Origin of the sequence: Kerstersia gyiorum (assembly GCF_048595715.1) — a bacterium.
In the GTDB taxonomy this organism is placed as follows: Bacteria; Pseudomonadota; Gammaproteobacteria; order Burkholderiales; family Burkholderiaceae_B; genus Kerstersia; species Kerstersia gyiorum.
The window spans coordinates 629,573-650,784 of record NZ_CP169556.1 but is presented as its reverse complement, the minus strand read 5'-3'; the positions used below and the strand labels follow the sequence as shown (position 1 = coordinate 650,784).

17 protein-coding genes and 1 pseudogene are annotated in these 21,212 nt (G+C 63.3%); 11 read left to right on the top strand and 7 right to left on the bottom strand.

The window, feature by feature from the left end; all coding sequences use genetic code 11:
* The first annotated feature begins 164 nt into the window (after window positions 1-164).
* The 5 genes from ACEW7X_RS02850 (at window position 165) to ACEW7X_RS02830 (ending at window position 4,421) form a co-directional block, all read left to right on the top strand.
* Entirely contained in the window at window positions 165-1,931 is a 1,767-nt protein-coding gene (locus tag ACEW7X_RS02850) for a glutamine--tRNA ligase/YqeY domain fusion protein (protein ID WP_130487675.1), read from the top strand.
* On the top strand, window positions 1,928-2,734 hold the full coding sequence (minC, locus tag ACEW7X_RS02845) for a septum site-determining protein MinC (protein ID WP_253596542.1): 807 nt from the start codon (window positions 1,928-1,930) through the stop codon (window positions 2,732-2,734). Before ACEW7X_RS02850 ends, minC begins: the two co-directional genes overlap by 4 nt.
* Before the next feature lie 107 nt (window positions 2,735-2,841).
* Window positions 2,842-3,657 carry a septum site-determining protein MinD gene (gene minD / locus ACEW7X_RS02840; RefSeq protein ID WP_068374242.1) on the top strand — a complete coding sequence of 272 codons (816 nt, stop codon included), beginning with the start codon at window positions 2,842-2,844 and terminating at the stop codon, window positions 3,655-3,657.
* 3 nt (window positions 3,658-3,660) lie between these two features.
* Window positions 3,661-3,936, top strand: a complete 276-nt coding sequence (gene minE, locus ACEW7X_RS02835; protein WP_068374245.1) for a cell division topological specificity factor MinE — start codon at window positions 3,661-3,663, stop codon at window positions 3,934-3,936.
* Between the two features lie 2 nt (window positions 3,937-3,938).
* A complete protein-coding gene (locus tag ACEW7X_RS02830; protein WP_068374248.1) occupies window positions 3,939-4,421 on the top strand; it encodes a YajQ family cyclic di-GMP-binding protein in 483 nt (160 codons plus the stop codon).
* Between the two features lie 197 nt (window positions 4,422-4,618).
* Here ACEW7X_RS02830 and ACEW7X_RS02825 read toward each other — a convergent pair whose 3' ends face one another.
* The gene (locus ACEW7X_RS02825; RefSeq protein WP_068374251.1) at window positions 4,619-7,003 is read right to left on the bottom strand and encodes a glycerophosphodiester phosphodiesterase family protein; all 2,385 of its coding nucleotides are present in this window, start codon (window positions 7,001-7,003) and stop codon (window positions 4,619-4,621) included.
* A 112-nt stretch (window positions 7,004-7,115) separates the two neighbouring features.
* Window positions 7,116-7,559, bottom strand: coding sequence for a winged helix-turn-helix transcriptional regulator (locus ACEW7X_RS02820; RefSeq protein ID WP_068374510.1), 444 nt, complete (start codon window positions 7,557-7,559; stop codon window positions 7,116-7,118).
* A 464-nt stretch (window positions 7,560-8,023) separates the two neighbouring features.
* Here ACEW7X_RS02820 and ACEW7X_RS02815 point away from each other — a divergent pair, with 464 nt between their 5' ends.
* The 5 genes and pseudogenes from ACEW7X_RS02815 to ACEW7X_RS02795 form a co-directional block, all read left to right on the top strand.
* Complete coding sequence (locus ACEW7X_RS02815) at window positions 8,024-9,427, top strand: amino acid permease (RefSeq protein ID WP_068374254.1); 1,404 nt, start codon at window positions 8,024-8,026, stop codon at window positions 9,425-9,427.
* A 133-nt stretch (window positions 9,428-9,560) separates the two neighbouring features.
* Window positions 9,561-10,859, top strand: a complete 1,299-nt coding sequence (locus ACEW7X_RS02810) for a D-amino acid dehydrogenase (RefSeq protein ID WP_420177581.1) — start codon at window positions 9,561-9,563, stop codon at window positions 10,857-10,859.
* Window positions 10,860-10,868: 9 nt separating this feature from the next.
* Window positions 10,869-11,942 carry an alanine racemase gene (gene alr, locus ACEW7X_RS02805; protein ID WP_420177580.1) on the top strand — a complete coding sequence of 358 codons (1,074 nt, stop codon included), beginning with the start codon at window positions 10,869-10,871 and terminating at the stop codon, window positions 11,940-11,942.
* A gap of 193 nt (window positions 11,943-12,135) precedes the next feature.
* Window positions 12,136-13,806 (top strand): energy-dependent translational throttle protein EttA, encoded by a 1,671-nt coding sequence (ettA, locus tag ACEW7X_RS02800; RefSeq protein ID WP_068374262.1) that lies wholly within the window; start codon window positions 12,136-12,138, stop codon window positions 13,804-13,806.
* A 151-nt stretch (window positions 13,807-13,957) separates the two neighbouring features.
* Window positions 13,958-14,410 (top strand): annotated as a pseudogene (locus ACEW7X_RS02795) (hypothetical protein); the annotation flags it as partial.
* Between the two features lie 94 nt (window positions 14,411-14,504).
* Here the strand turns inward: ACEW7X_RS02795 and efeO are convergent.
* From efeO to ACEW7X_RS02770, 5 genes are all read right to left on the bottom strand, one after another.
* Complete coding sequence (gene efeO, locus ACEW7X_RS02790; protein WP_068374268.1) at window positions 14,505-15,335, bottom strand: iron uptake system protein EfeO; 831 nt, start codon at window positions 15,333-15,335, stop codon at window positions 14,505-14,507.
* Between the two features lie 119 nt (window positions 15,336-15,454).
* A complete protein-coding gene (gene efeB, locus ACEW7X_RS02785; RefSeq protein WP_420177579.1) occupies window positions 15,455-16,801 on the bottom strand; it encodes an iron uptake transporter deferrochelatase/peroxidase subunit in 1,347 nt (448 codons plus the stop codon).
* On the bottom strand, window positions 16,801-18,795 hold the full coding sequence (gene efeU / locus ACEW7X_RS02780) for an iron uptake transporter permease EfeU (protein WP_083969734.1): 1,995 nt from the start codon (window positions 18,793-18,795) through the stop codon (window positions 16,801-16,803). The genes efeB and efeU overlap by 1 nt, the downstream gene beginning before the upstream one ends.
* 283 nt (window positions 18,796-19,078) lie before the next feature.
* Window positions 19,079-19,207: a hypothetical protein gene (locus ACEW7X_RS02775; protein WP_257741111.1), complete on the bottom strand. Its 129-nt coding sequence runs from the start codon at window positions 19,205-19,207 to the stop codon at window positions 19,079-19,081.
* A gap of 246 nt (window positions 19,208-19,453) precedes the next feature.
* Window positions 19,454-20,077, bottom strand: coding sequence for a helix-turn-helix domain-containing protein (locus ACEW7X_RS02770; protein ID WP_068374274.1), 624 nt, complete (start codon window positions 20,075-20,077; stop codon window positions 19,454-19,456).
* Window positions 20,078-20,226: 149 nt separating this feature from the next.
* Here ACEW7X_RS02770 and ACEW7X_RS02765 point away from each other — a divergent pair, with 149 nt between their 5' ends.
* The gene (locus tag ACEW7X_RS02765; RefSeq protein ID WP_420177578.1) at window positions 20,227-21,177 is read left to right on the top strand and encodes an ornithine cyclodeaminase family protein; all 951 of its coding nucleotides are present in this window, start codon (window positions 20,227-20,229) and stop codon (window positions 21,175-21,177) included.
* The last annotated feature ends 35 nt before the right edge of the window (window positions 21,178-21,212 follow it).

Below are 21,212 nucleotides of genomic sequence, written 5' to 3'. Positions count from 1 at the left end.
TGTCAGGAGGCCGTCCCCCGCCTGCCCCGCTGCGTATACACCCGTTTCCGGCAGCGTCCTCGGACGTTGCCGGAAAACAGACAATTTCGCGAGAATAACAGTCTGTCCCCGCAGCCGTGGCAAAATTGATGTTTCGACTTCTTTTGCGCGAATCTCACTGCGTTATGAGCCAAGTTCCGCCGGTAGCGCCGGTTTCCAATTTTATCCGTCAAATCATCGAGTCCGACCTAGCTGCAGACCGCTTTCGCGGCAAGCTCTGGGCCGGCGCGCCCGGCCCTGCCTCCGTGCAGGCCCAGGGCCAGCAGGACCCCGCGCGCATCCGCACCCGGTTCCCGCCGGAGCCCAACGGCTACCTGCACATCGGCCATGCCAAAAGCATCTGCCTGAATTTCGGCCTGGCGCGCGATTATGGCGGCGTCTGCCACCTGCGTTTCGACGATACCAATCCTGAAAAGGAAAACCAGGAGTACGTCGATGCCATCAAGGACACCGTCCACTGGCTGGGCTTCGACTGGCAGGCCGAGAGCGGTGAAAACCATCTTTACTTCGCCAGCGACTATTTCGATTACATGTATGGCTTTGCCGAAGCCCTGATCGAAGCCGGCTACGCCTATGTGGACGAACAAAGCGCCGAGGAAATCCGCGCCAACCGGGGCTCGCTGACCGAACCCGGCACCGATTCACCCTGGCGCGACCGCCCGGCGGCGGAATCGCTGCAACGCCTGCGCGAAATGCGCGACGGCAAACATCCGGACGGCAGCCTGGTGCTGCGTGCCCGCATCGACATGGCCTCGCCCAATATCAACCTGCGCGATCCCGTGCTGTATCGCGTGCGCCATGCCCATCACCATCGCACAGGCGACAAATGGTGCATCTACCCGATGTACACGTGGGCCCACCCTGTTGAAGACGCGCTGGAAGGCATCACGCACAGTATCTGCACGCTGGAGTTCGAAGACCAGCGGCCGTTCTACGACTGGATCCTGGCGCGCCTGGCGGAGCTCGGCCAACTGGCCGAGCCATTGCCGCACCAGTACGAATTCGCCCGCCTGAACCTGAGCTACGTCGTCACCAGCAAGCGCAAGCTGCTCAAGCTGGTGCAGGACGGCCTGGTGGAAGGCTGGGACGACCCCCGCATGCCTACGCTGGTCGGCCTGCGCCGCCGCGGCTATACGCCCTCGGCCATCCGCCTGTTCTGCGAACGCATCGGTGTCGCACGCGCCGACTCGCGCATCGACTACAGCCTGCTGGAACAAGCGCTGCGCGACGACCTCGATCCGGTCGCAGAACGCGCCGTCGCGGTACTCGATCCGATCAAACTGATCATCACCAATTACCCTGAAGGCCAGACCGAACCGTGCCATGCCCCGCGCAACCCGCACGATCCGGCTGCCGGCCAGCGCCATTTCCCGTTCTCCCGCGAACTGTGGATAGAACGCGACGATTTCCGTGAAGAAGCGCCGAAGAAATACTTCCGCCTGTTCCCCGGCAACATGGTGCGCCTGAAATACGGCTATGTCGTGAAATGCACGGGCTTCAGCAAAGACGCCAACGGCAACATCACGGAAGTCCACGCCGAGTACCTGCCTGACACCAAGAGCGGCACCCCCGGCGCCGACAGCGTCAAGGTCAAGGGCAACATCACCTGGGTCAGCGCGGCCCATGCGGTGCCTGCCGAGATCCGCCTGTACGACCGCCTGTTCTCCGACGCCTTCCCCGATGCCGGCGACAAGGAATTCCTGGACTTCCTCAACCCGGATTCAATCAAGGTAGTGCGCGGTTGGCTGGAGCCCGGCCTGCAGGCCGAGCCTGGCCGTGCCTGGCAGTTCGAGCGCATGGGCTATTTCGCCGCAGACCGCGAATTGTCACGCGTGGATGCTCCCGTCATCAATCGCATCACCACACTGCGGGATTCCTGGGCACAAGCATGAGCGCCAAGCAACCTGACTCCGCGCTGGACTTCAAGAGCGCCACTCTCTATGCCGTGCGCCTAGTGCTGCGCGACGCCGCGCTCGACACGCTGAAGGCTGACCTGGAAAAGCGCATGGCCGATGTCGGCGCGCTGTTCGAGAACGAACCCGTGGTGATCGACGCCAGCGGTATTGCCACCCCGCTGGACTGGCAAGCGCTGGCCGAAACGCTGCGCGAGCATCGACTGCCTCCCATCGGCTTCATTGCCGATGAGGCCCAGCATGGCGCGGCGCGCGCCGCCGGCCTGGTGCCGGTGGACCTGTCGCCGCTGCCTGCCGCCCGCCCCGCTGCAATCGAACCCGCCGACGCGGCGTCCGCGCCGGTGCCGCACCAGCAAGGCGAAGTCGTGGCCAGCAAGGCTGCCCCCGCCGAAGCCGGCGAACCACCAGCTCCCGCCACCGGCGCCGGTGCCGCCATACCCCAGGCCTCGCGCTTGCCGGCCATGGTGCTGCGCCGGCCGCTGCGTTCCGGCCAACGGGTCTATGCCCGCCATGCCGACCTCGTCATCATCGGCATGGTCAGCAGCGGCGCAGAAATCATTGCCGACGGCAATATCCATGTCTATGGCCCCCTGCGCGGCAAGGCCATGGCAGGTGCGCGCGGCGACACCGAGGCCCGGATCTTCGCCACGCAACTGGACCCGGAACTCATCGCCATTGCCGGCATTTACCGTGTCGTGGAAGAAAAGCTGCCCAGCGATGTGCACAACAAACCTGCCAGCGTCAGCCTGGATGGCGAAACCCTGACGGTTTCGCCACTCTAATGTGGCCGCAGTAACACCGCTTTACGCCTGAAAGCAGTGGTTTTTGTTACTTTTGCTTTACGATACAGGCTTGTACTTCCATTCATTCCTCAGAAGGTTCCTGATTCATGACTCGCATCGTTGTGGTGACATCCGGCAAGGGCGGGGTAGGCAAGACCACCACCAGCGCCAGCTTTTCTTCAGGCCTGGCCCTGCGCGGCCACAAGACGGTTGTCATCGACTTTGACGTCGGCCTGCGCAACCTCGACCTCATCCTGGGCTGCGAGCGCCGCGTCGTCTATGACTTCGTCAACGTCATCCAGGGCGATGCCACGCTCAAGCAGGCGCTGATCAAGGACAAGCAGACCGACAACCTCTTCATCCTGCCCGCCTCGCAAACCCGCGACAAGGATGCCCTGACGCTGGAAGGCGTGGGCAAAGTTCTGGACGAACTGAAGGAAATGGGTTTCGAGTACATCGTCTGCGATTCGCCTGCCGGTATCGAAACCGGTGCGCTGATGGCCGCCTACTTCGCCGATGACGCGTTGGTGGTGACCAACCCCGAAGTTTCCTCGGTGCGCGACTCCGATCGCATCTTGGGCATTCTGTCGGCCAAGTCCAAGCGCGCCATCGACGGCGACGAACCGGTCCGCGAGTTCCTGCTGCTCACACGCTACAACCCCAAGCGTGTTTCCGAAGGTGAAATGCTGTCGCTGCAGGACATCGAGGATATCCTGCGCATCCGCCTGATCGGTGTCATTCCGGAATCCGAAGCCGTGCTGCAGGCCTCCAACCAGGGTATCGCCAGCATTCACCTGGAAGGCGAGGACGTGTCGGAAGCCTACAAGGACGTCGTGGCCCGCTACCTGGGCGAAGACAAACCCCTGCGTTTCACGGACTACGAAAAACCCGGGCTGCTCAAGCGCCTGTTCGGAGGGAAGTAACTCATGTCTTTCCTCTCCTTCCTGCTGGGCCAGAAAAAGCCCACGGCCAATGTGGCCAAGGAGCGCCTGCAAATCATCCTGGCGCATGAACGCTCCGGCCGCGATTCGCCTGATTACCTGCCGCAGCTGCAACAGGAGTTGCTGGCGGTGATTTCCAAGTATGTGAACATCAATCCGGACGACATCAAGGTCAACGTCGAACGCCAGGATAGCTTCGAAATCCTGGAAGTGAAGATCGAAATGCCGCAAAACACGCCCTCCGCAGACCAGAAGGAATAGGAATGCCGAGTTTTGACGTCGTTTCCGAAGTCGATAAACACGAACTGCGCAATGCGGTCGACCAGGCCAACCGCGAACTTTCCACCCGCTTCGACTTCAAGGGCGTGGCCGCCTCCTTCGAGCTGGAGGAATTCGTGGTCAACCTGTCGGCCCCCAGCGCATTCCAGCTAGGGCAGATGCGTGACATTCTGCGCGGCCGCATGAGTGCGCGCAATATAGACACGCGCTGCCTGGAAGTGGCCGACCCGATCGAGAACCTGGGCGGTGCGCGCCAGAAAGTCACGGTCAAGCAAGGGATAGAGCAAGCGGTTTCCAAGAAACTGATTGCCGCCATCAAGGGCGCCAAGCTCAAGGTGGAAACCCAGATTGCCGGCGACAAGCTGCGCGTTACCGGCAAGAAACGTGACGATCTGCAGGCAGCCATCGCCCTGCTGCGCGGCACGGATGTCGAACTGCCGCTGCAGTTCAACAACTTCCGCGACTGACCTCCCAGCCAGTGAAGAACTTCGGCCCGAGGGCCGGAGCTTCTCCGCCACCATACGGGGGCGCCTGCGGCGCCGTATGGATAATGCCTCGCTTGACCTCGGCCTGAAGGCCGAGGCTTGCGCTTAGGCCCGTGGTCAGGCAAAAAGCGGCGCGTGGATGACTCCCCGCGCCGCTTTTCATTTCCCTTCAGATAGCCTTACTGCACCGTCACGACCACCGGCTCGGAGAAGATCGTGTACTGGCGCTCCCCGCCCAGCTTTTGGGTATGGCCAACCAGCACCGTCGCCTGACCGGCACTGGTGAAGATCAGCTGCCCCGCTTCATCGCGGTAGCTGGCCGTACTGTCCACCACCACCATGGACGAACTCTGTGCGGAGGCAGTCCTGCCATTCTGAAGCTGCAACGCCACCGCCAGCGCAGCCGGCGTGTTCTGCGCCAGCACCGGGGCGGCCGAGACCGGCGCCACCTGCACCGCATACTCGCTGAACCATTGCGCGTAATCCGTCGTCAGGCCATTGGTGCCGTAAAGGTAGTAGTTTTCAGCCACGGCCTGATCACGGAAAGTCCACGGCCAGAAGGTCGTGCCGCGATGCTTGGCCGCCTCCATGATCTCACCGCTCAGGTTGCCATAGCTGGGGTTGAAAGTGGACGACATGGCCTGCGTACCGGCCAGGATACTGCGCAGTACCGCAGCGGTGGAGCCGGCAGGCGTGCTGGTCAGCAGGCCTGCCGACATTTCCGGCATGATGTCGCGCATGCGGCGCAGCTGGTCCTGGTGGAACGAGATCACGATGACCTGATCCTGAACACCATGCTTTTCGATCAACGCCTTGAGCGGGGCAATGATGTTCGGATTGGCCGTCTTGATTTCAACGAATTGCGTCACGGGCTTGCCGCGCAAGGCCTCGAAAAATTCGTCGAGGGTCGGAATCGCCAGGCCCTGGGGCTTGGTGCGCAAGGCCTGCAATTCAGCCAGGGAGTAGCTTTCCACACTACCGGTGCCGGTTGTCGTGCGGTCCAGCGTGTCATCGTGGATGATGACCAGGCGGTTGTCCGTGGTCAGGTAGATATCCGACTCGACCGCATCAGCGCCCAATTCGACAGCCTTCACGGCGCCTTCCAGCGTATTTTCGTCCACTTGCGAAGGAACGCCACGATGGCCGACCACCAGCGGCTTGCGCAGCAGGGTGTTGGCCGGGAAGCGTTGCAGCAATGCCGTGAAGACGTCGACATCCGGCGTGATGATGCCGTTGATACCCGTCGTCAGGATCTGCGCGGCCAGCTGCGGCGTCGTATTTTCCGACACGGCCCACGGCGTGATCAGCATGCGCTGCAGGTAGGCAACGGCATCGCGTTCCACCATGCGCTCAGGCAGGATGGCGATCTTGCTGCCGGAACGGTTGGTCTGCTGCACGACTGCCAGCAGGTCCTGGCGCGTATTGCGCAGCGCCGATTGACTCAGGTCCAGCGCCGTACGCGCCATCGGAATGTGCTCACGCGCCAGGGACAGCAGGCTGGCATCGCCAGAAATCAGCGTGAGGTCCACCAGGTTGCGCTCGGTGGCGACCAGCGCCAGTGCCTCGACCGTCTGCTTGTCGGCAATCCGCAATGCAGGCAGTGCCGCCGGGCCTTGATCCAGCAATTGCGCCAGGGTACCCGCACTCTGGCCACCTGCGCTCGCCAGGTTCAGGGAAGCATCCAGGGCAAGCAGCACCCCGCCCGCGCCGCCAGGCTCGGCACCCGCAGCATCATGGGCCGCAATCAACGTCGGCGCCATGACCACGCCGCTCTCCACCTGCGGCGTCGGATAGATATCGCCCATACTGGGAAGCGCCTTGAGTTGTTCCTTGATGGTGATTTCCTCGACACGGATCACCGCGCCTGCGGCCTGGATACCGAAGGTGCCGGGTCGGACATCACTGATTTCCGCATCGTGCAGCAGCACACCATCGAGATACTGGCGCACTCGGCCATTGTAGGCTTCGATAGCCACCTTGTAGGTCTTGCCGGCATCCAGCGCTTCGGAGAACGCCGCCGTATGCGTCACGTTCCAGGCATTGTTGCTGCGATAGGCCAGTTCCGTACCATTCGAGGCCGCGGCATTCTGGCGGAATGCCGCCTGGTAGTACGGTTCCAGGTTCGCCGTATCCGACACCCGGTACATAAAGGATACCCAGCGCGAATTGTTGTTGGCGGCAGTGACCGTGAATTCGGCCTCCAGACGGAAATTCTGGGTGGCCGGCAAGGGCAGCGTGACAGCCGTTGCCGTGTAGTTGTCACCACGGCCATCGACAAACAGCGCACCATCCTTGACATAGGCAGCACCGCTCGCGCCGTTGTTCTGCTTCCAGCCGTCGGGCAAGGCCGTGCCGGCAAAGCTCTCCTGCAGCAGAACGGCAGGCTCGGGTTCGGGCTTCGGCTCGGGTTCCGGTGTTTCACCGCCGTTGCCGGGATTTTCCCCGCCGTTGCCGGGTTCCTCGACCGGCGGCTGTGTCGGATCATTCACATCGTCATCCGATGAATGACAGGCAGCCAGCAGGACTGACATGGCAAGGGTCAGAGATAGTTGCGCGATTTTCATGGAACAAGGCACCAAAGTGGACGAAAAGCGCAAGTCTAGGCAGCCAAGGTGGCAGGGCCATGACTGTACATCTACCGGTTGCAACCGCACGCGGCGTGCCTGGCGCGGCTCCCTAGATGTTCAGGGCCAGGGTTTCCTTGATCTCTTCCATGACGATATAACTGTGGGATTCGGCCGCCACCGGCAGCTTCTTGAGGATATCGCCCAACAAGCGCCGGTATTCACGCATGCCGCCCAGCCTCGCCTTGACCAGATAATCGAAGCTGCCTGCGACCAGATGGCAGGCCTGCACGTCCGGCACCAGCATCAATTCCTTGCGAACCTTCTCGAAAATTTCCTCGGATTTCGACGACAGGCGCAGCTCGACGAAAACCAGCAAGGGCTTGCCCAGCGCTTCGGGCGACACACTGGCGTGATAGCCGGTAATGACCCCGGCCCGTTCCATGCGCCGCACACGCTCGGCGCATGGGGTCGTCGACAGGCCCACCAGGGTAGCAAGCTCCGTCATCGGGATACGTCCCTGGCGTTGCAGGATGGCGAGGATTTTCCTATCCATGCGGTCCAGGGAGTGTTTTTCACTTTTATCATTCACGGCCGATTTCTCCCCCAGCAATATTCACTTTATTTACCTATCATTTTAGTTAAATAAACTGCCATCAAAGCCATACAATCCTGTTTTTACTGGATTTTTTACGCTTTGACAGCAGTGGGACACAAAACCCGCCGCCACCGATGCAAAAAACTAGGCCCTGCCATGCGCAGCACTGGCCGCACCACGAGACCGCCTCCGCTGCGGCCACCGTGGCCGTCAGGCAAGTTCTCTTGCAGCTGCGCAATGAATGGGAATGGCAATCAGAACAAACCTGATGCCATGAATGCGACCAGGCTGGCGGAGGAGCCTGAGGCGCCAGTCTAGCCCCGCTCTGCCATTGCATGCCGGCCCGCCTCACTCGGGCCGGCATGCAATGGCAGAGCGTGTGCCTGGCCCCTGTCAGCACAATCATAAGAATGGAGACATGAATGTTTCGACGTAAATCGCTGGATACCCTGACGCAGCACGCCCCCGGGCATCGCCTGGTAAGGTCCCTGACATGGGTACACCTCGTGGCGCTGGGTATCGGCGCCATCGTGGGTACCGGTATCTTCACCCTGGTCGGTGTCGGCGCCGAGCGCGCCGGCCCGGCTGTCCTGCTGTCCTTCATGGTGGCCGGGCTGGTCTGCGTCTGCGCGGCCCTGGCCTATGCCGAAATGGCAACGATGATGCCCGCCGCCGGCGGGGCCTATACCTACTCCTACGTCGCCCTCGGGGAAATCGTCGCCTGGGTGGTGGGCTGGTGCCTGATCCTCGAATACTCGCTCATCGTCAGTACCGTCGCAGTGGGCTGGTCCGGCTATATGGTCGGCTTCCTGACCGGCATGGGCATCAACCTGCCCCTGGCCATTTCCGCCGGGCCTGATGCTGGCGGAGTCATCAATCTGCCTGCCGTGCTCATCACCTTCCTGGTTGCCGGCCTGCTGATCCGCGGCACCAAGGAAAGCGCTACCTTCAATGCCGTCCTGGTCCTGATCAAGCTTTCCGCACTGGCGCTGTTCGTCTTCATCGCCATACGGCACTTCGACGTCACCAATATCGAACCCTTCATGCCCTACGGCTTCTTCAAATCCGTAGGCGAGGACGGCGTGGAACGTGGCGTCATGGCAGCCGCCGCCATCGTGTTCTTTGCCTACGCCGGCTTCGATGCCGTCGCCACCGCGGCCGAAGAAGCCAAGAACCCCGACCGCGACCTGGCCATCGGCATCGTTGGTTCCCTGCTGGGCTGCACCACCATTTACATCATTGTTTCGCTGGCTGCGCTGGGCGCCATGAGCTATCTGGCACTGGGCAACAGCGCCGAACCCCTGGCCCTGATCCTGCGCAATATCGGCCAGGAAAAAATGGCAGTCGTCATTGCTGGCGCAGCCGTCATCGCGCTGCCGACAGTCTTGCTGGCCTTCCTGTATGGCCAGAGCCGGATCTTCTTCGTGATGGCGCGTGACGGCCTGCTGCCCAAGCAACTGGCTTCGGTCAACCCGAAGACCGGCACCCCGGTCGCCATCACCCTGATGACCACGGTACTGGTGGCCAGCCTGGCGGGCGTCGCCCGCCTGGACGAAATCGCTGCGCTCGCCAACGCGGGCACCCTGATGGCCTTCGTCGCCGTGGGCGCCAGCCTGCTGGTCATGCGCAAGCGCGAACCCAACCGAGTACGCCGCTTCCGCGCCCCGCTGGTCTGGGTGGTCGGCCTGGGCGCCATGGGCGGCTGCCTCTACCTGTTCTTCAGTTTGCCCACGAAGACCCTGATGTGGTTCTTCATCTGGAGCGCCATCGGCCTGGTCGTTTACGCGCTGTACGGCCGCAAGAAGAGCCTGTTGCAGCAGCAGTGAAGTGATTACCGTGCGGCGCGCCCAGCCCCTGGCTATCCGCGCCGCCCCCATACCTCAATGCAGAGGCTTTTGCATAGGTAGAACGTGACGGCCGCAGCAGGCCGCCCGGAAGCCATAGAACGGAGTTTTTCCCATGAAAGTCATAGTCCTCGGCGGCGGCGTGATTGGCGTCACCAGCGCGTACTATCTTGCACGCGCCGGTATGCAGGTCACCCTGATCGACCGCGCGGCGGGTGCCGCCGATGAAACCAGTTTCGGCAACGCAGGCCAGATTTCCCCGGGGTATTCCACGCCCTGGGCAGCGCCGGGCATTCCGCTCAAGGCAGTCAAGTGGCTGTTCCAGAAACATGCGCCCCTGGCCATCCGGCTGGACGGCAGCATGTACCAGCTGCGCTGGATGCTGGACATGCTGCGCAACTGCAACGCCGAACACTATGCGATCAATAAAGAGCGCATGACGCGCGTCGCGGAGTACAGCCGCGACTGCCTGCGCCAGCTGCGCGCCGACACCGGCATCCAATACGAACACCGCACCGGCGGCACGCTGCAACTGTTCCGCAACCAGGCGCAGATCGAAGCCGTGCAACGCGATATCGCCGTGCTGCAGGAATGCGGCGTGCCATATGAACTGCTGACGCCCGATGAACTGCCGCGCGTGGAACCGGCTCTGGCCCAGGCCAAGGACCGTCTCACCGGCGGCCTGCGCCTGCCCAACGACGAAACCGGCGACTGCCACCTGTTCACTCGTGCGCTGGCCGAGATCGCCGCCCGCGAAGGCGTGGAATTCCACTGGAACACCCCCATCGACGGCCTGCAGGTCGAAGGCGGCCGCATCACCGGCGTGCGTTCCGGGCAGCAGGTCTTCCAGGCCGACCGCTATGTGCTGGCGCTGGGCAGCTATTCGCGCGCCATGCTGCAGCCGCTGGAACTGGACCTACCGGTCTACCCCGTCAAGGGCTATTCCCTGACCGTACCGCTGATCGACCCTGCGCTGGCACCGCAATCGACGGTGCTGGACGAAACCTATAAAATCGCCGTCACCCGCTTCGATCAGCGCATCCGCGTGGGCGGCATGGCCGAACTGGCCGGGTTCGACCTGAGGCTGGACCCGCGCCGCCGCGCCACGCTGGAAATGGTCGTCAAGGATTTGTTCCCCGGCGGCGATGTACCCGCCGCGACCTTCTGGACCGGCCTGCGCCCCATGACCCCTGACAGCACGCCCATCATTGGTGCCACCCGATATCCCAACCTGTTCCTGAATACCGGCCACGGTACGCTGGGATGGACCATGGCCTGCGGTTCCGGACGACTGATGGCGGACCTCGTCAGCGGCCGCGAACCGGAAATCAGCACCGAAGGCCTGGCACTGGACCGCTACCAGCAGCGTCGCAGCGCACCTGCCACCACTTCCCCTGCCAATCAAACCCGATAGGCCAGACTGATGCGCCCCTCTTTTGCCCTGATCGACCTCGATGCCCTGCGGCACAACTACCGGGTGGCCAAACACCTGCATGGCGGCAAGGCGCTGGCCGTACTTAAGGCCAATGCCTACGGCCATGGCGCCGTACGTTGCGCACAGGCGCTCGCAGCCGAGGCCGACGGCTATGCCGTGGCCTTCCTCGAAGAAGCGCTGGTGCTGCGCGAAGCAGGCATACGGCATCCCATCCTGCTGCTCGAAGGCATCTTCGACGCTGATGACCTGCAATTGGCCCAGGGTCACGACTTGTGGATGGTCGTGCACCAGGAATCACAACTGCGTCTGATCGAAGACGCGGCCCGCGCAGCTACCGGCGCTGCGGCCCTGCATGTCTGGCTGAAGATAGATACCGGCATGCACCGCGCCGGCTTCGCGCCAGAGCAGGCCGACGCGGTGCATGCCCGCCTGCGCGCCTGTCGAAACGTAGGCGAGATCACACTGATTTCGCACCTGGCGCAGGCAGACGAACCGGACCAGCCCGCCACCCTGCGGCAAATTGCACAATTCCAGGCCGTCGCACAGCGCCTGGGCTGCGCGCGCAGCCTCAGCAACTCGGCAGCCACCTTGGCCTGGCCCCAGGCACACTGTGAATGGGCGCGGCCCGGCATCCTGCTCTACGGCGCCGACCCGATGCCACAAGCTTCCCATGGCCTGCGGCCTGTCATGAGCCTGAAAAGCCAGGTCTTCGCCACCCGCATCCTGCAACCGGGCGAAGCCCTGGGCTATGGCGCCCGCTTCGTGGCCGATCAGCCCACCCGCATCGGCCTGGTGGCCATCGGCTATGCCGACGGCTATCCGCGCACTGCCCCCAACGGCACCCCGGTTGCCGTGGACGGCAAGCCGGCACGCCTGGTCGGGCGCGTCTCCATGGACATGCTGACCATCGACCTGAGCGATCTGCCCGAAGCCGGCATCGGCAGCGCTGTGCAGCTCTGGGGGCCGCTGGTGGACATCAATCAGGTCGCAGCGGGAGCTGGCACCATTTCGTATGAACTGCTGTGCAACGTCAAGCGTGTCCCGATGATCTACAAGGACTGAACGCATACCTGGGTACCCGCTTGCGTCAGCAGCCGGTGCCCCAGGCCAGCAACGCCGCCAGCGCCGGCCCGGGATGATATCCGGGGCCGGCGCTGTTGCATCCGGCCCCTGCCGGCGATGGGTGCATTGCGCCTGCGTCCCGCCTACAATGGGCGCTTCCCAGTTCCCTTCCAGGGTTTCCCTCGACAAGCTTATGGCTCAATACGTATTCACCATGAACCGGGTCGGCAAGATCGTGCCGCCCAAGCGCCAGATCCTGCGCGATATTTCCCTGTCTTTCTTCCCTGGCGCCAAGATCGGCGTGCTTGGCCTGAACGGCTCCGGCAAATCGACGCTGCTGCGCATCATGGCCGGCCTCGATAAGGATATCGAAGGCGAAGCCATTCCCATGCCGGGGCTGAACATCGGCTACCTGCCCCAGGAACCGCAGCTCAACCCGGAACACAACGTTCGCCAGTCCGTCGAAGAAGGCCTGGGCGCCGTGTTCCAGGCCCGCCGCCGCCTGGACGAAGTCTATGCCGCCTACGCCGACGAAGACGCCGATTTCGACAAGCTGGCCGCCGAACAGGCCGAGCTGGAAGCGATCATCGCTGCTGCCGCCACCAGCGGCTCCGACGATATCGAAACCCAGATGGAAATCGCCGCCGATGCGCTGCGCCTGCCGCCCTGGGATGCCAATGTCGGCAAGCTGTCCGGCGGTGAAAAACGCCGCGTGGCGCTGTGCCGCCTGCTGCTGTCCAAGCCCGACATGCTGCTGCTCGACGAACCGACCAACCACCTGGATGCCGAAAGCGTCGAATGGCTGGAACAGTTCCTGCACAAGTTCCCCGGCACCGTGGTTGCCGTCACCCACGACCGTTACTTCCTCGACAACGCCGCCGAATGGATCCTCGAACTGGACCGCGGCCATGGCATTCCCTGGAAAGGCAACTACAGCTCCTGGCTGGAACAGAAGGAAAAGCGCCTGGAGCAGGAAGAGGCCACCGAATCGGCACGCCAGAAAACCATACGCAAGGAACTGGAATGGGTGCGCCAGAACCCCAAGGGCCGCCAGGCCAAGGCCAAGGCGCGCCTGGCCCGCTTCGAGGAACTGTCCTCGCATGAGTACCAGAAGCGCAACGAAACCCAGGAAATTTTCATTCCCGTGGGCGAGCGCCTGGGCAATGAAGTCATCGAGTTCAACAACGTCAACAAGGGCTATGGCGACCGCCTGCTAATCGAGAACTTGAGCTTCAAGATTCCAGCCGGTGCCATCGTCGGCATCATCGGCCCCAACGGCGCAGGTAAATCCACGCTGTTCCGCATGATCGCCGGCCAGGAAAAGCCCGACAGCGGCGACGTGAATATCGGCCAGACAGTACGCCTGGCCTACGTCGACCAGTCGCGCGGCTCGCTGGAAGACGGCAAGACCGTGTTCGACGCCGTTTCCAACGGTGCGGATATCCTCACGGTCGGCAAATTCGAAATGGCGGCGCGTGCCTACCTGGGCCGCTTCAACTTCAAGGGTGGCGACCAGAACAAGCAGGTCGGCCAACTATCCGGCGGTGAACGCGGCCGGCTGCACCTGGCCAAGACGCTGATCGCCGGCGGTAACGTGCTGCTGCTGGATGAACCGTCCAACGACCTCGACGTGGAAACCCTGCGCGCCCTGGAAGATGCCTTGCTGGAATTCCCTGGCAGCGTACTGGTGATCAGCCACGATCGTTGGTTCCTGGACCGCATCGCCACGCATATCCTGGCCTTCGAGGGCGATTCGCATGTCGAGTTCTTCGATGGCAACTACCAGGAATATGAAGCGGACAAGAAGCGCCGCCTGGGCGAAGATGCCCAGCCCCGGCGCCTGCGCTACAAGGCCCTGAAGTAAAACGCCAGCGCCCTGCCCGCCGGCCCCGCTGGCCAGGCCATTGCCTGGCTACCGGGGCCGCAGTCTTTTCCTGCGCCACGCGCGCACCGGCCAGCCGCGCTATGATGGCGCCTGCCAAGAACGAGTTTCGTCCCAGACAAGAGTTTCCACCATGCATGACAACGACGCTTTCCGCTTTACCGAAGAAGAACGCGAGCTGCTGGCCAAGACCGCAGACGCCCTGACGGCCTACAGCGGCAAGCCGGTCTTCGCCGAGACGGGCATTGCCGAAAACGGCATGGAATGGGTGGCCTTCGGCATCCCCCTGGCGCCCGAGGAAGAGGCCGACGAGGAAACCATGCATATCCAGATGGGGGGCGAGCAAGCCCAGTGGCTGGGCTCCCGGGGTGGCGTGGAAGACGACCCCCACGCGCTCTATGACTGCGTGTTCCTGTGGGCTATCCAGATCAGTGATGAGGAAGGCGCCCGTTTCGTGAAACTGGACCAGGAAGGCGATGTCGCCGATGTGTCCGACGACCTGGCGGAACTGCTGCCCTTCGGCTTCACCGAAGCCGAATTGCCGGACGACGATGAAGAGGATGACGACGACGAGGACGACGATGCGCTCCCGCCGGGCGTCACCCTGCACTGAAACCCGGCAGGCCACGAGACCATGACGGCGGCAGCCCGGCAGGCTGCGCCGCCGGGCACTGTCGACCTCAATCCAGGCCGAGCAGGCCGCGCAATTGCGACAGGTCTTCGGCCAGCGTATTGACGCGCGCCGCCAACACCTTGCGGTCGGTATCGCTCAGCTTGCCATAGCTCTCGAAGCCGCCATCAGCAGTACGGTACTTCGCCAGCGTATCGAACACGACCTTGAAATTGGCATCAGTCTTGGCCAGGAAAGCCGCATCTTCCTTGGCAACCAGCGGACGCAGCAGGTCCACGATCTTGTAGGCACCTTCGAAATTGGCCTGAAAGTCCCACAGGTCAGTCTGGCTATAACGGTTTTCCTCTCCGGAAATCTTGGTGGCCGCCACTTCTTCCATCAGCGCCGCCGCGCCGCCCACGACTTTTTCCGGCGGGAAGGTCAGGTCGACCAGGCGTTGTTCCAGCGCCTCGACATCGGCTTGCAGCTTGGCGGCGACCGGCGCCAGGCCAGCGGCCGATTGCTGTGACCACAGACCGTATTCGATGCGGTGGAAGCCACCGAATGCCGGGTCCTGTTCCTCCTTTTCGTGGTCGTCGGCGCGCGAGTCAATGGCGAAATCCAGGTCGCTGAACAGTTCGGCAACCGGCTCGATCTTCTCGTAGTAAGTACGCGTCGGGGCATACAGCGCCTTGGCCTTCTCGACATCACCACTCTTGACCGCGTCCGTAAACGCCTTGGTCTGCTTGACGAGGTCGCCGGCATTTTCGATGACGTACAGCTTGTACTCGGCCACCGGCTGCACCAGTTGCAGCGGCGCCACTTCGGCGCTGGCGCCCAGGGATGTCAGGCCGGCCACACCGGCCACGCATGCGGAAATGAAAAAACGTCGGTAGTTCATGGGTTGCGACCCCTCTTGGTTTCAATGAAAAGAAAACAGGACACCAGGGCTGCCTGCCACGTATTGCCATGTGGCAGGCAGCCGGATACAGGCCATGCCAGGCGCGGGCCTCCTCCACCTCATGCGCCAGCCTCCAGCAGGCTGCGGCCCAGCCAGTCGCCCGGCTCCGTCACGCCGGGCAGAACGAAGAAGAAGCCGCCGCCGATGGGCTTGATGTATTCCTCCAGCGGCTCGCCATCAAGGCGCCGCTGCACGGCCAGGAAGCCTTGCTCCAGGTTGGACTGGAAACAGATGAACAACAACCCCATGTCCAGCTGGCCGGAACGGGTCACACCGTTGGAGTAGTTGTAGCCACGGCGCAGCATCAGATTGCCCTGCCCGGCATGGGCGCGGGTTGCGGGATTGGCCAGGCGAATATGCGCATCCAACGGCGTCCGCTCGCCGTCGGGATCGTGCCGGTAATCCGGTGAACCGAATTCCGATGCGCCCGCCGCTGCGTCGAGCGGCGCGCCGCTGTCGCGCCGGCGGCCGATGATGGCCTCCTGTTCGCCCAGCGGGGTGCGGTCCCAGCGCTCCACGAAATTGCGGATGATGCGCACCGCCATATAGCTGCCACCTACGGCCCAGACCGGCTCGCCCTGGCCGGCCTGCACCCAGACCACGCGCTCCATCTCTGACGCATCCCCGGCGCCCGGATTGGCCGAACCATCCCGGAAGCCCAGAAAGTTGCGGGCGCTGGCCGGCTCGGTATGCCCAGGGTCCGGCACCGTAGGCGCCACGCTGCCCTCCTGTTTCCAGGACAACACCAGCAGGTCGGGCATGTTCTTGATGATGTCGCGCAGGGCGTGAATGATGGTGTCGGGCGTATTCGCGCAAATCTGCAGCGCCAGGTCGCCATGGCACAGGCTGGCATTGAGGGCATCATTGGGATGACGCGCCATGCGTTGCAGATGCCGGGGCTTGGCAGCGGCCAGCCCGTAGCGCTCATCGAATAGCGAATCCCCGACCGCCACGGTGATCGTCAGGGCATCCGGCCGTATCACTGGCCCGAGGATGCCCGAATCCGCAGGCGGCAGGCGCGTGTTCAGCGCTGGCGGCACGCCTCCCTGCGTCAGGAAGGCGATGCGTTCACTCAGCGTGCGAAACAGGCGCGCCAGCTCGGTGCGATCCTCTGCCAGCACATGGAATGCGGCCACCATGCCGGCCAGTGGACGAGGCGTGGCGATGCCCGCTTGATGCGGACCGCGCCAGTCATGGCGCTGCGCAAAGGCATCCGCGTCGTGCGGGTTCGCATGGGCGGTGGTACCGCCGGCCTGCGCCGCCGCAAAAGCCGGCGCCGCCGAACCTGCCACACCCGCCATCCCCGCCAGCCCCAGGCGGCGCAGCATGTCCCGCCGTCCCGGCGCGCTGGGCGAGCCCCCTTCCGGCTGCCGGTCGTCCTGTTTGCAACCTCCGTGATCACTCATTACTGCTCTTCCTCCAGGCCCAGGGATGTCGCCGCCCTGGTCAATTGCTCAGTCGCCGCACGCATGAAACCGCCAGCGCGCGACAAAGCCAGCGTATCGGGTGCATCCAGGCTGATGCCGCGGCACTGGCCCGCATCGCACAAGGCTTCCCCAGCCTCTTCGAAGGCCCGTTTCAAGGCCATTCCCTGCTCGGGATCGGCGTCCGCCAGCAAGGGCAGCAACAAGGTGGCAACCCGCTGCCCGCCTGCATACGCCCCCTGCAGCGGCACCCAGGCCGACGCGTTTTCCGCCATATCGGCCCAGGCACGCAAATCGGCTGCAGTGCGCCGCACCAGACGCGCCGGGGTCGCCTCAAGCCCGGCAGCTTGCGATTGCAAAGCCGCCAGCGCCTGTTCCAGCGGCGGCAGCAGTGCCGCCGCCCCGGGAGACGCCGCTTCATCACGCAAGCGCGACATCAGGCCGGCAAAACCCGTATCCGCATCCAGGCCCGGCTCCAGTACGGCATCAATCCCGGCAAACTGCGCCACCAGCGGCCGCAGATGCGCATAGGCCGCGCGCGCCGTGGCGGCATGTTGCAACGCCATGGCCGCATCGCCACCGGCCAGCGCCTCGCCGGCCGCCGCCAGTTCGCGCTGCGCCTGGCGCAGCGACAGGCGCTGGAACACCTGGTACTCGGCCAGCATGCCCACGTACTGCACCAACTCCGGCCGGGCTGCCGCCGCGCGTGACGCCTCTGACGGCACCACGACCAGCGTGCCCCTGGGGTTGCTAAGCAGGCCGCAAGTCATTTGATAGCTACCCGGCTTGAGCCGCGTCCGAAGTGTCTGGGTAAAGCCCGGCGCAATGTTCTCGCGCTCGTCCACGACCATCACACCATCCAGGATTTCCCACTCCAGCGCACGCGCGGTCTGGTTGATGATGGTGAACGTGGTCAGCCCGGCGGGAACTTCGACGGTATTGGGCGTGCATTCGCGCCCGGCGATGGTAATGGTGACTTGCGTACCCTGGGGCGCAGCCGGCCGCGCCCGTACCGCGAGGGTAGCGGCATAGAACGCCGCGCCGCTGGCCAGCACCAGCAAGGCGCCCAGGATGATCCAGGGCCGCCATGCCGGCAGATTGCCCGCCACGGGTACGCTTGCATTGACGGCCGGCTGCATGGCGTCCCCCGGCGCCGCTACCGGTGCAGCGGCGGGACGGGCAACCGGCCGCAGGAACAGCCACAGCGCCACCACCAGATACACGACATAGACCAGCACTTCGCTCAATACAGGAGCAGACTGATAGCCCAGGACGCCCGCCAGAATGGTGCCCAGCGGGCTGTCCATGGGCAGCCACTCGCCAATATCGAACAGCACCTGCTGGCCAATATTCCACACGCCTGCCTCGTGGAACTTGCGCAGCGAACCCGCCAGCAGCCCCGCCGCCACCACCAGGACGAAAAGCCCCGTATAGCGGAAAAAGCGACGTAAATTCAGCCGTAACCCGCCCGCATAGATTCCCCAGCCCAGGACGACCGATACCAGGATGCCGGCCAACGCGCCGACCGGCGCCTGCCAATCCTGGCTTTGCTGGAACACGGCCAGCAGGAAGAACACCGATTCCAGGCCTTCCCGGGCCACGGCCAGAAAGACCATTCCCACCAGCGCCCAGCCGCCCATGCCCCGGGCCACGGCATGCTCCACCGAGGACTCCAGGCCGCGCTTGACGGCGGCAGCGGCATTGCGCATCCAGAACACCATGCCAGTCAGCACGCCGACAGCAATCAGGCCCACGCAGCCTTCGAACAGTTCCTGCTGTTTCTGCGGGAACTCGGCGGCCGCCCACTGCAGGCCAGCGCCTGCCAGCAAAGAGAGTGCCACTGCCAGCAAGATGCCCAGCAGTACCGCGGGCAATAGGGCGCGCCGACCCGTGTGATGCAGATAATTGGCGACGATGCCAACGATCAGCGCCGCCTCCAGGCCTTCGCGCAGCATAATGAGAAAAGGGACCAGCATCAGGCAATCCTTACATACACCTTAAAGCAAATGAAAAACATTCGCTTTTGATGGCAACATTATGCCCCTTCCCGCTCCTGGCCCCGCCTTCCCCAGTCTTTTTTTCTGCGTTGTTTTTGTAAAAAATCAATCCGGCCGCACCTGGCGGCATGGCTGCGCGGCCACTTGCCGCAGACACTGGCACGCCCCCTTGGCCGCAGACGCAAAAAAGCGGGCATGAAGCCCGCTTTTTCAGGTGTCGTCCGCTTGCCGTAGCAGTGGACAACCAGGCAGAAGCCGTCGATTAGACGCGCTTCACCTTTTCCAGCATCTTGAACACGCTCTTGGGCGACTTGATGAAAAGACGCTTGAAAGCCTTGCCCAGGCAACGACGCTCCAGGGTGTTGCGGCGTACGCGTTTACGTTCTGCCATGATAGAAACTCCGGTAGTAAGCAGTCAGCCTCTCCCGGCCCAGGCTTGCGCCCTTGGCAGTTCAAGGCAAAAGAAAAATCGACACGGCAGCCCCCGCGCATCCGAACAATCCAGATTCGACGGACGGCAACCGGCAACCAAACCAGGCCCATTTCCAGGGCTAATCTGGCATTTTATCGTCAAATGGGGGCTGCTGACAAATATGCGGCCCGGCAGCAACATATATCCCGACGCTGCATGCCGGCTTCAGCGCAGCGTCGGGTGCGAACAGACCCACAATATCGTGGCATCTGCATCCCCGCTGGAGACGCAGACGTGCCCCATCGTGCTGTCGAAATAACAGGAATCCCCGGCCTGCAGCGTCAGCGGCGCATAACTGTCGGTATGCAGCACCACACAGCCGTCCAGCACGTAGATGAATTCCTCGCCATCGTGCCGCAACAGTTCCGGGAATTCGGCCGAATCCCGCGCCTTGATGGTAGTCAGCAAGGGGATGAAGCGCTTGTCCGCGAGGTCGGCATTGAGAATTTCGTAGATGTACTGGGGGGCATCATGAATGACGCCCTGGCCCCGGTAGGTCACGCTGCGCCGACCCGGCCGGGTCGTCTCCTGCCCGGCCAACTCGCTGCTGAACAGCTCGCTGACATTCACCGCCAGCCCGTTGGCCAGCGCGGCGATTTTCTCGTAGGTGGGGGACAACTGCCCGTTTTCTATTTTCGACAGGGCCGAGATCGAAATTCCAGAGCGCTCGCTGAGCTGCTGCAGCGTCAGCTTGGCCGACCGGCGCAGGCTGCGCAGCTTGCCTGCCAGGACATTGATTTCCGGCTCCTGACGGAAAACAGGGGCGACATTCTTGTTCTGTAAAGCCATCTCACTCACCCGAAGTGTGCAGCCCAGGCGCACACAGGAACCCATGGGAAAACCCCTATATGGTTTTTTCCGATACGAAAATATATTTCTGATACGAAAATTTAAATGCGCCCAGAGCGCATTGAACCGCGTCAACGATGGTAGATCACGTGCAAACCTTAAATCAAGCCCAGACTCTTCAACACCTGCCTTTCCCGGGCCTGATTGATGCCATCGAGCAGATGTTCATCGAAGGATGCACGGTTCCCCTGCGCCACAACCATAGCGTCGAAGGTGCCGATGGCGACAACGGCGGGATCATGTTGCTGATGCCCGCATGGCAAAGCGGCAAGCGCCTGGGCATCAAGACCGTCTCCATCTTCCCCGGCAACCAGGCAAAAGGCCTGCCCGGCCTGCATTCGGTCTTCATCCTGTATGACGCCGCCACCGGCAAGCCGCTGTCCATCCTCGACGGTGACGTCATCACCTCGCGCCGCACTGCCGCCGCGTCCGCCCTGGCGGCGCGCTGGCTCAGCCGCCCCGATGCCCACCGCCTGCTGGTCGTAGGCGCGGGCCGCGTGGCCAGCCTGCTCGCCGACGCCTACCGCTGCGTACGTCCCATAGATACCGTACAGGTCTGGGACATCAACGCCGAGGCCGCCGCCCGCCTGGTCAGCCAGCTCGAAGCCAGCGGCCTGCGGGCCAGCGTCGCCACCGACCTGGAAAGTGCGGTGCGGGAAGCCGACATCGTCACTTGCGCCACCCTGTCCAATGCGCCACTCATTCACGGCGCCTGGCTGCAACCCGGCACGCACCTGGACCTTATCGGCAGCTTCACGCCCACCATGATCGAAAGCGATCCGGAATGCTTCCGCCACGCCACCACCTTCGTCGATACGCCTGAAGCGCTGATGAAGGCCGGCGACCTGCTCGAAGCCATCAAGGCCGGCACGCTCAAGCCCGAAGCCGTGGCAGCCAACCTGGAAGAACTGTGCCGCGGCCAGCATCCCGGCCGCCGCGACGCCCGGGAAATCACCGTATACAAGGCTGTCGGCACCGCGTTGGAAGACATCGCCGCCGCCTCCCTCGCATTTGACTCCTACATGCGGGAAGCACGCTGATACAGCGGTTTTCCTTCCTGTACGCCCTGCCTGGC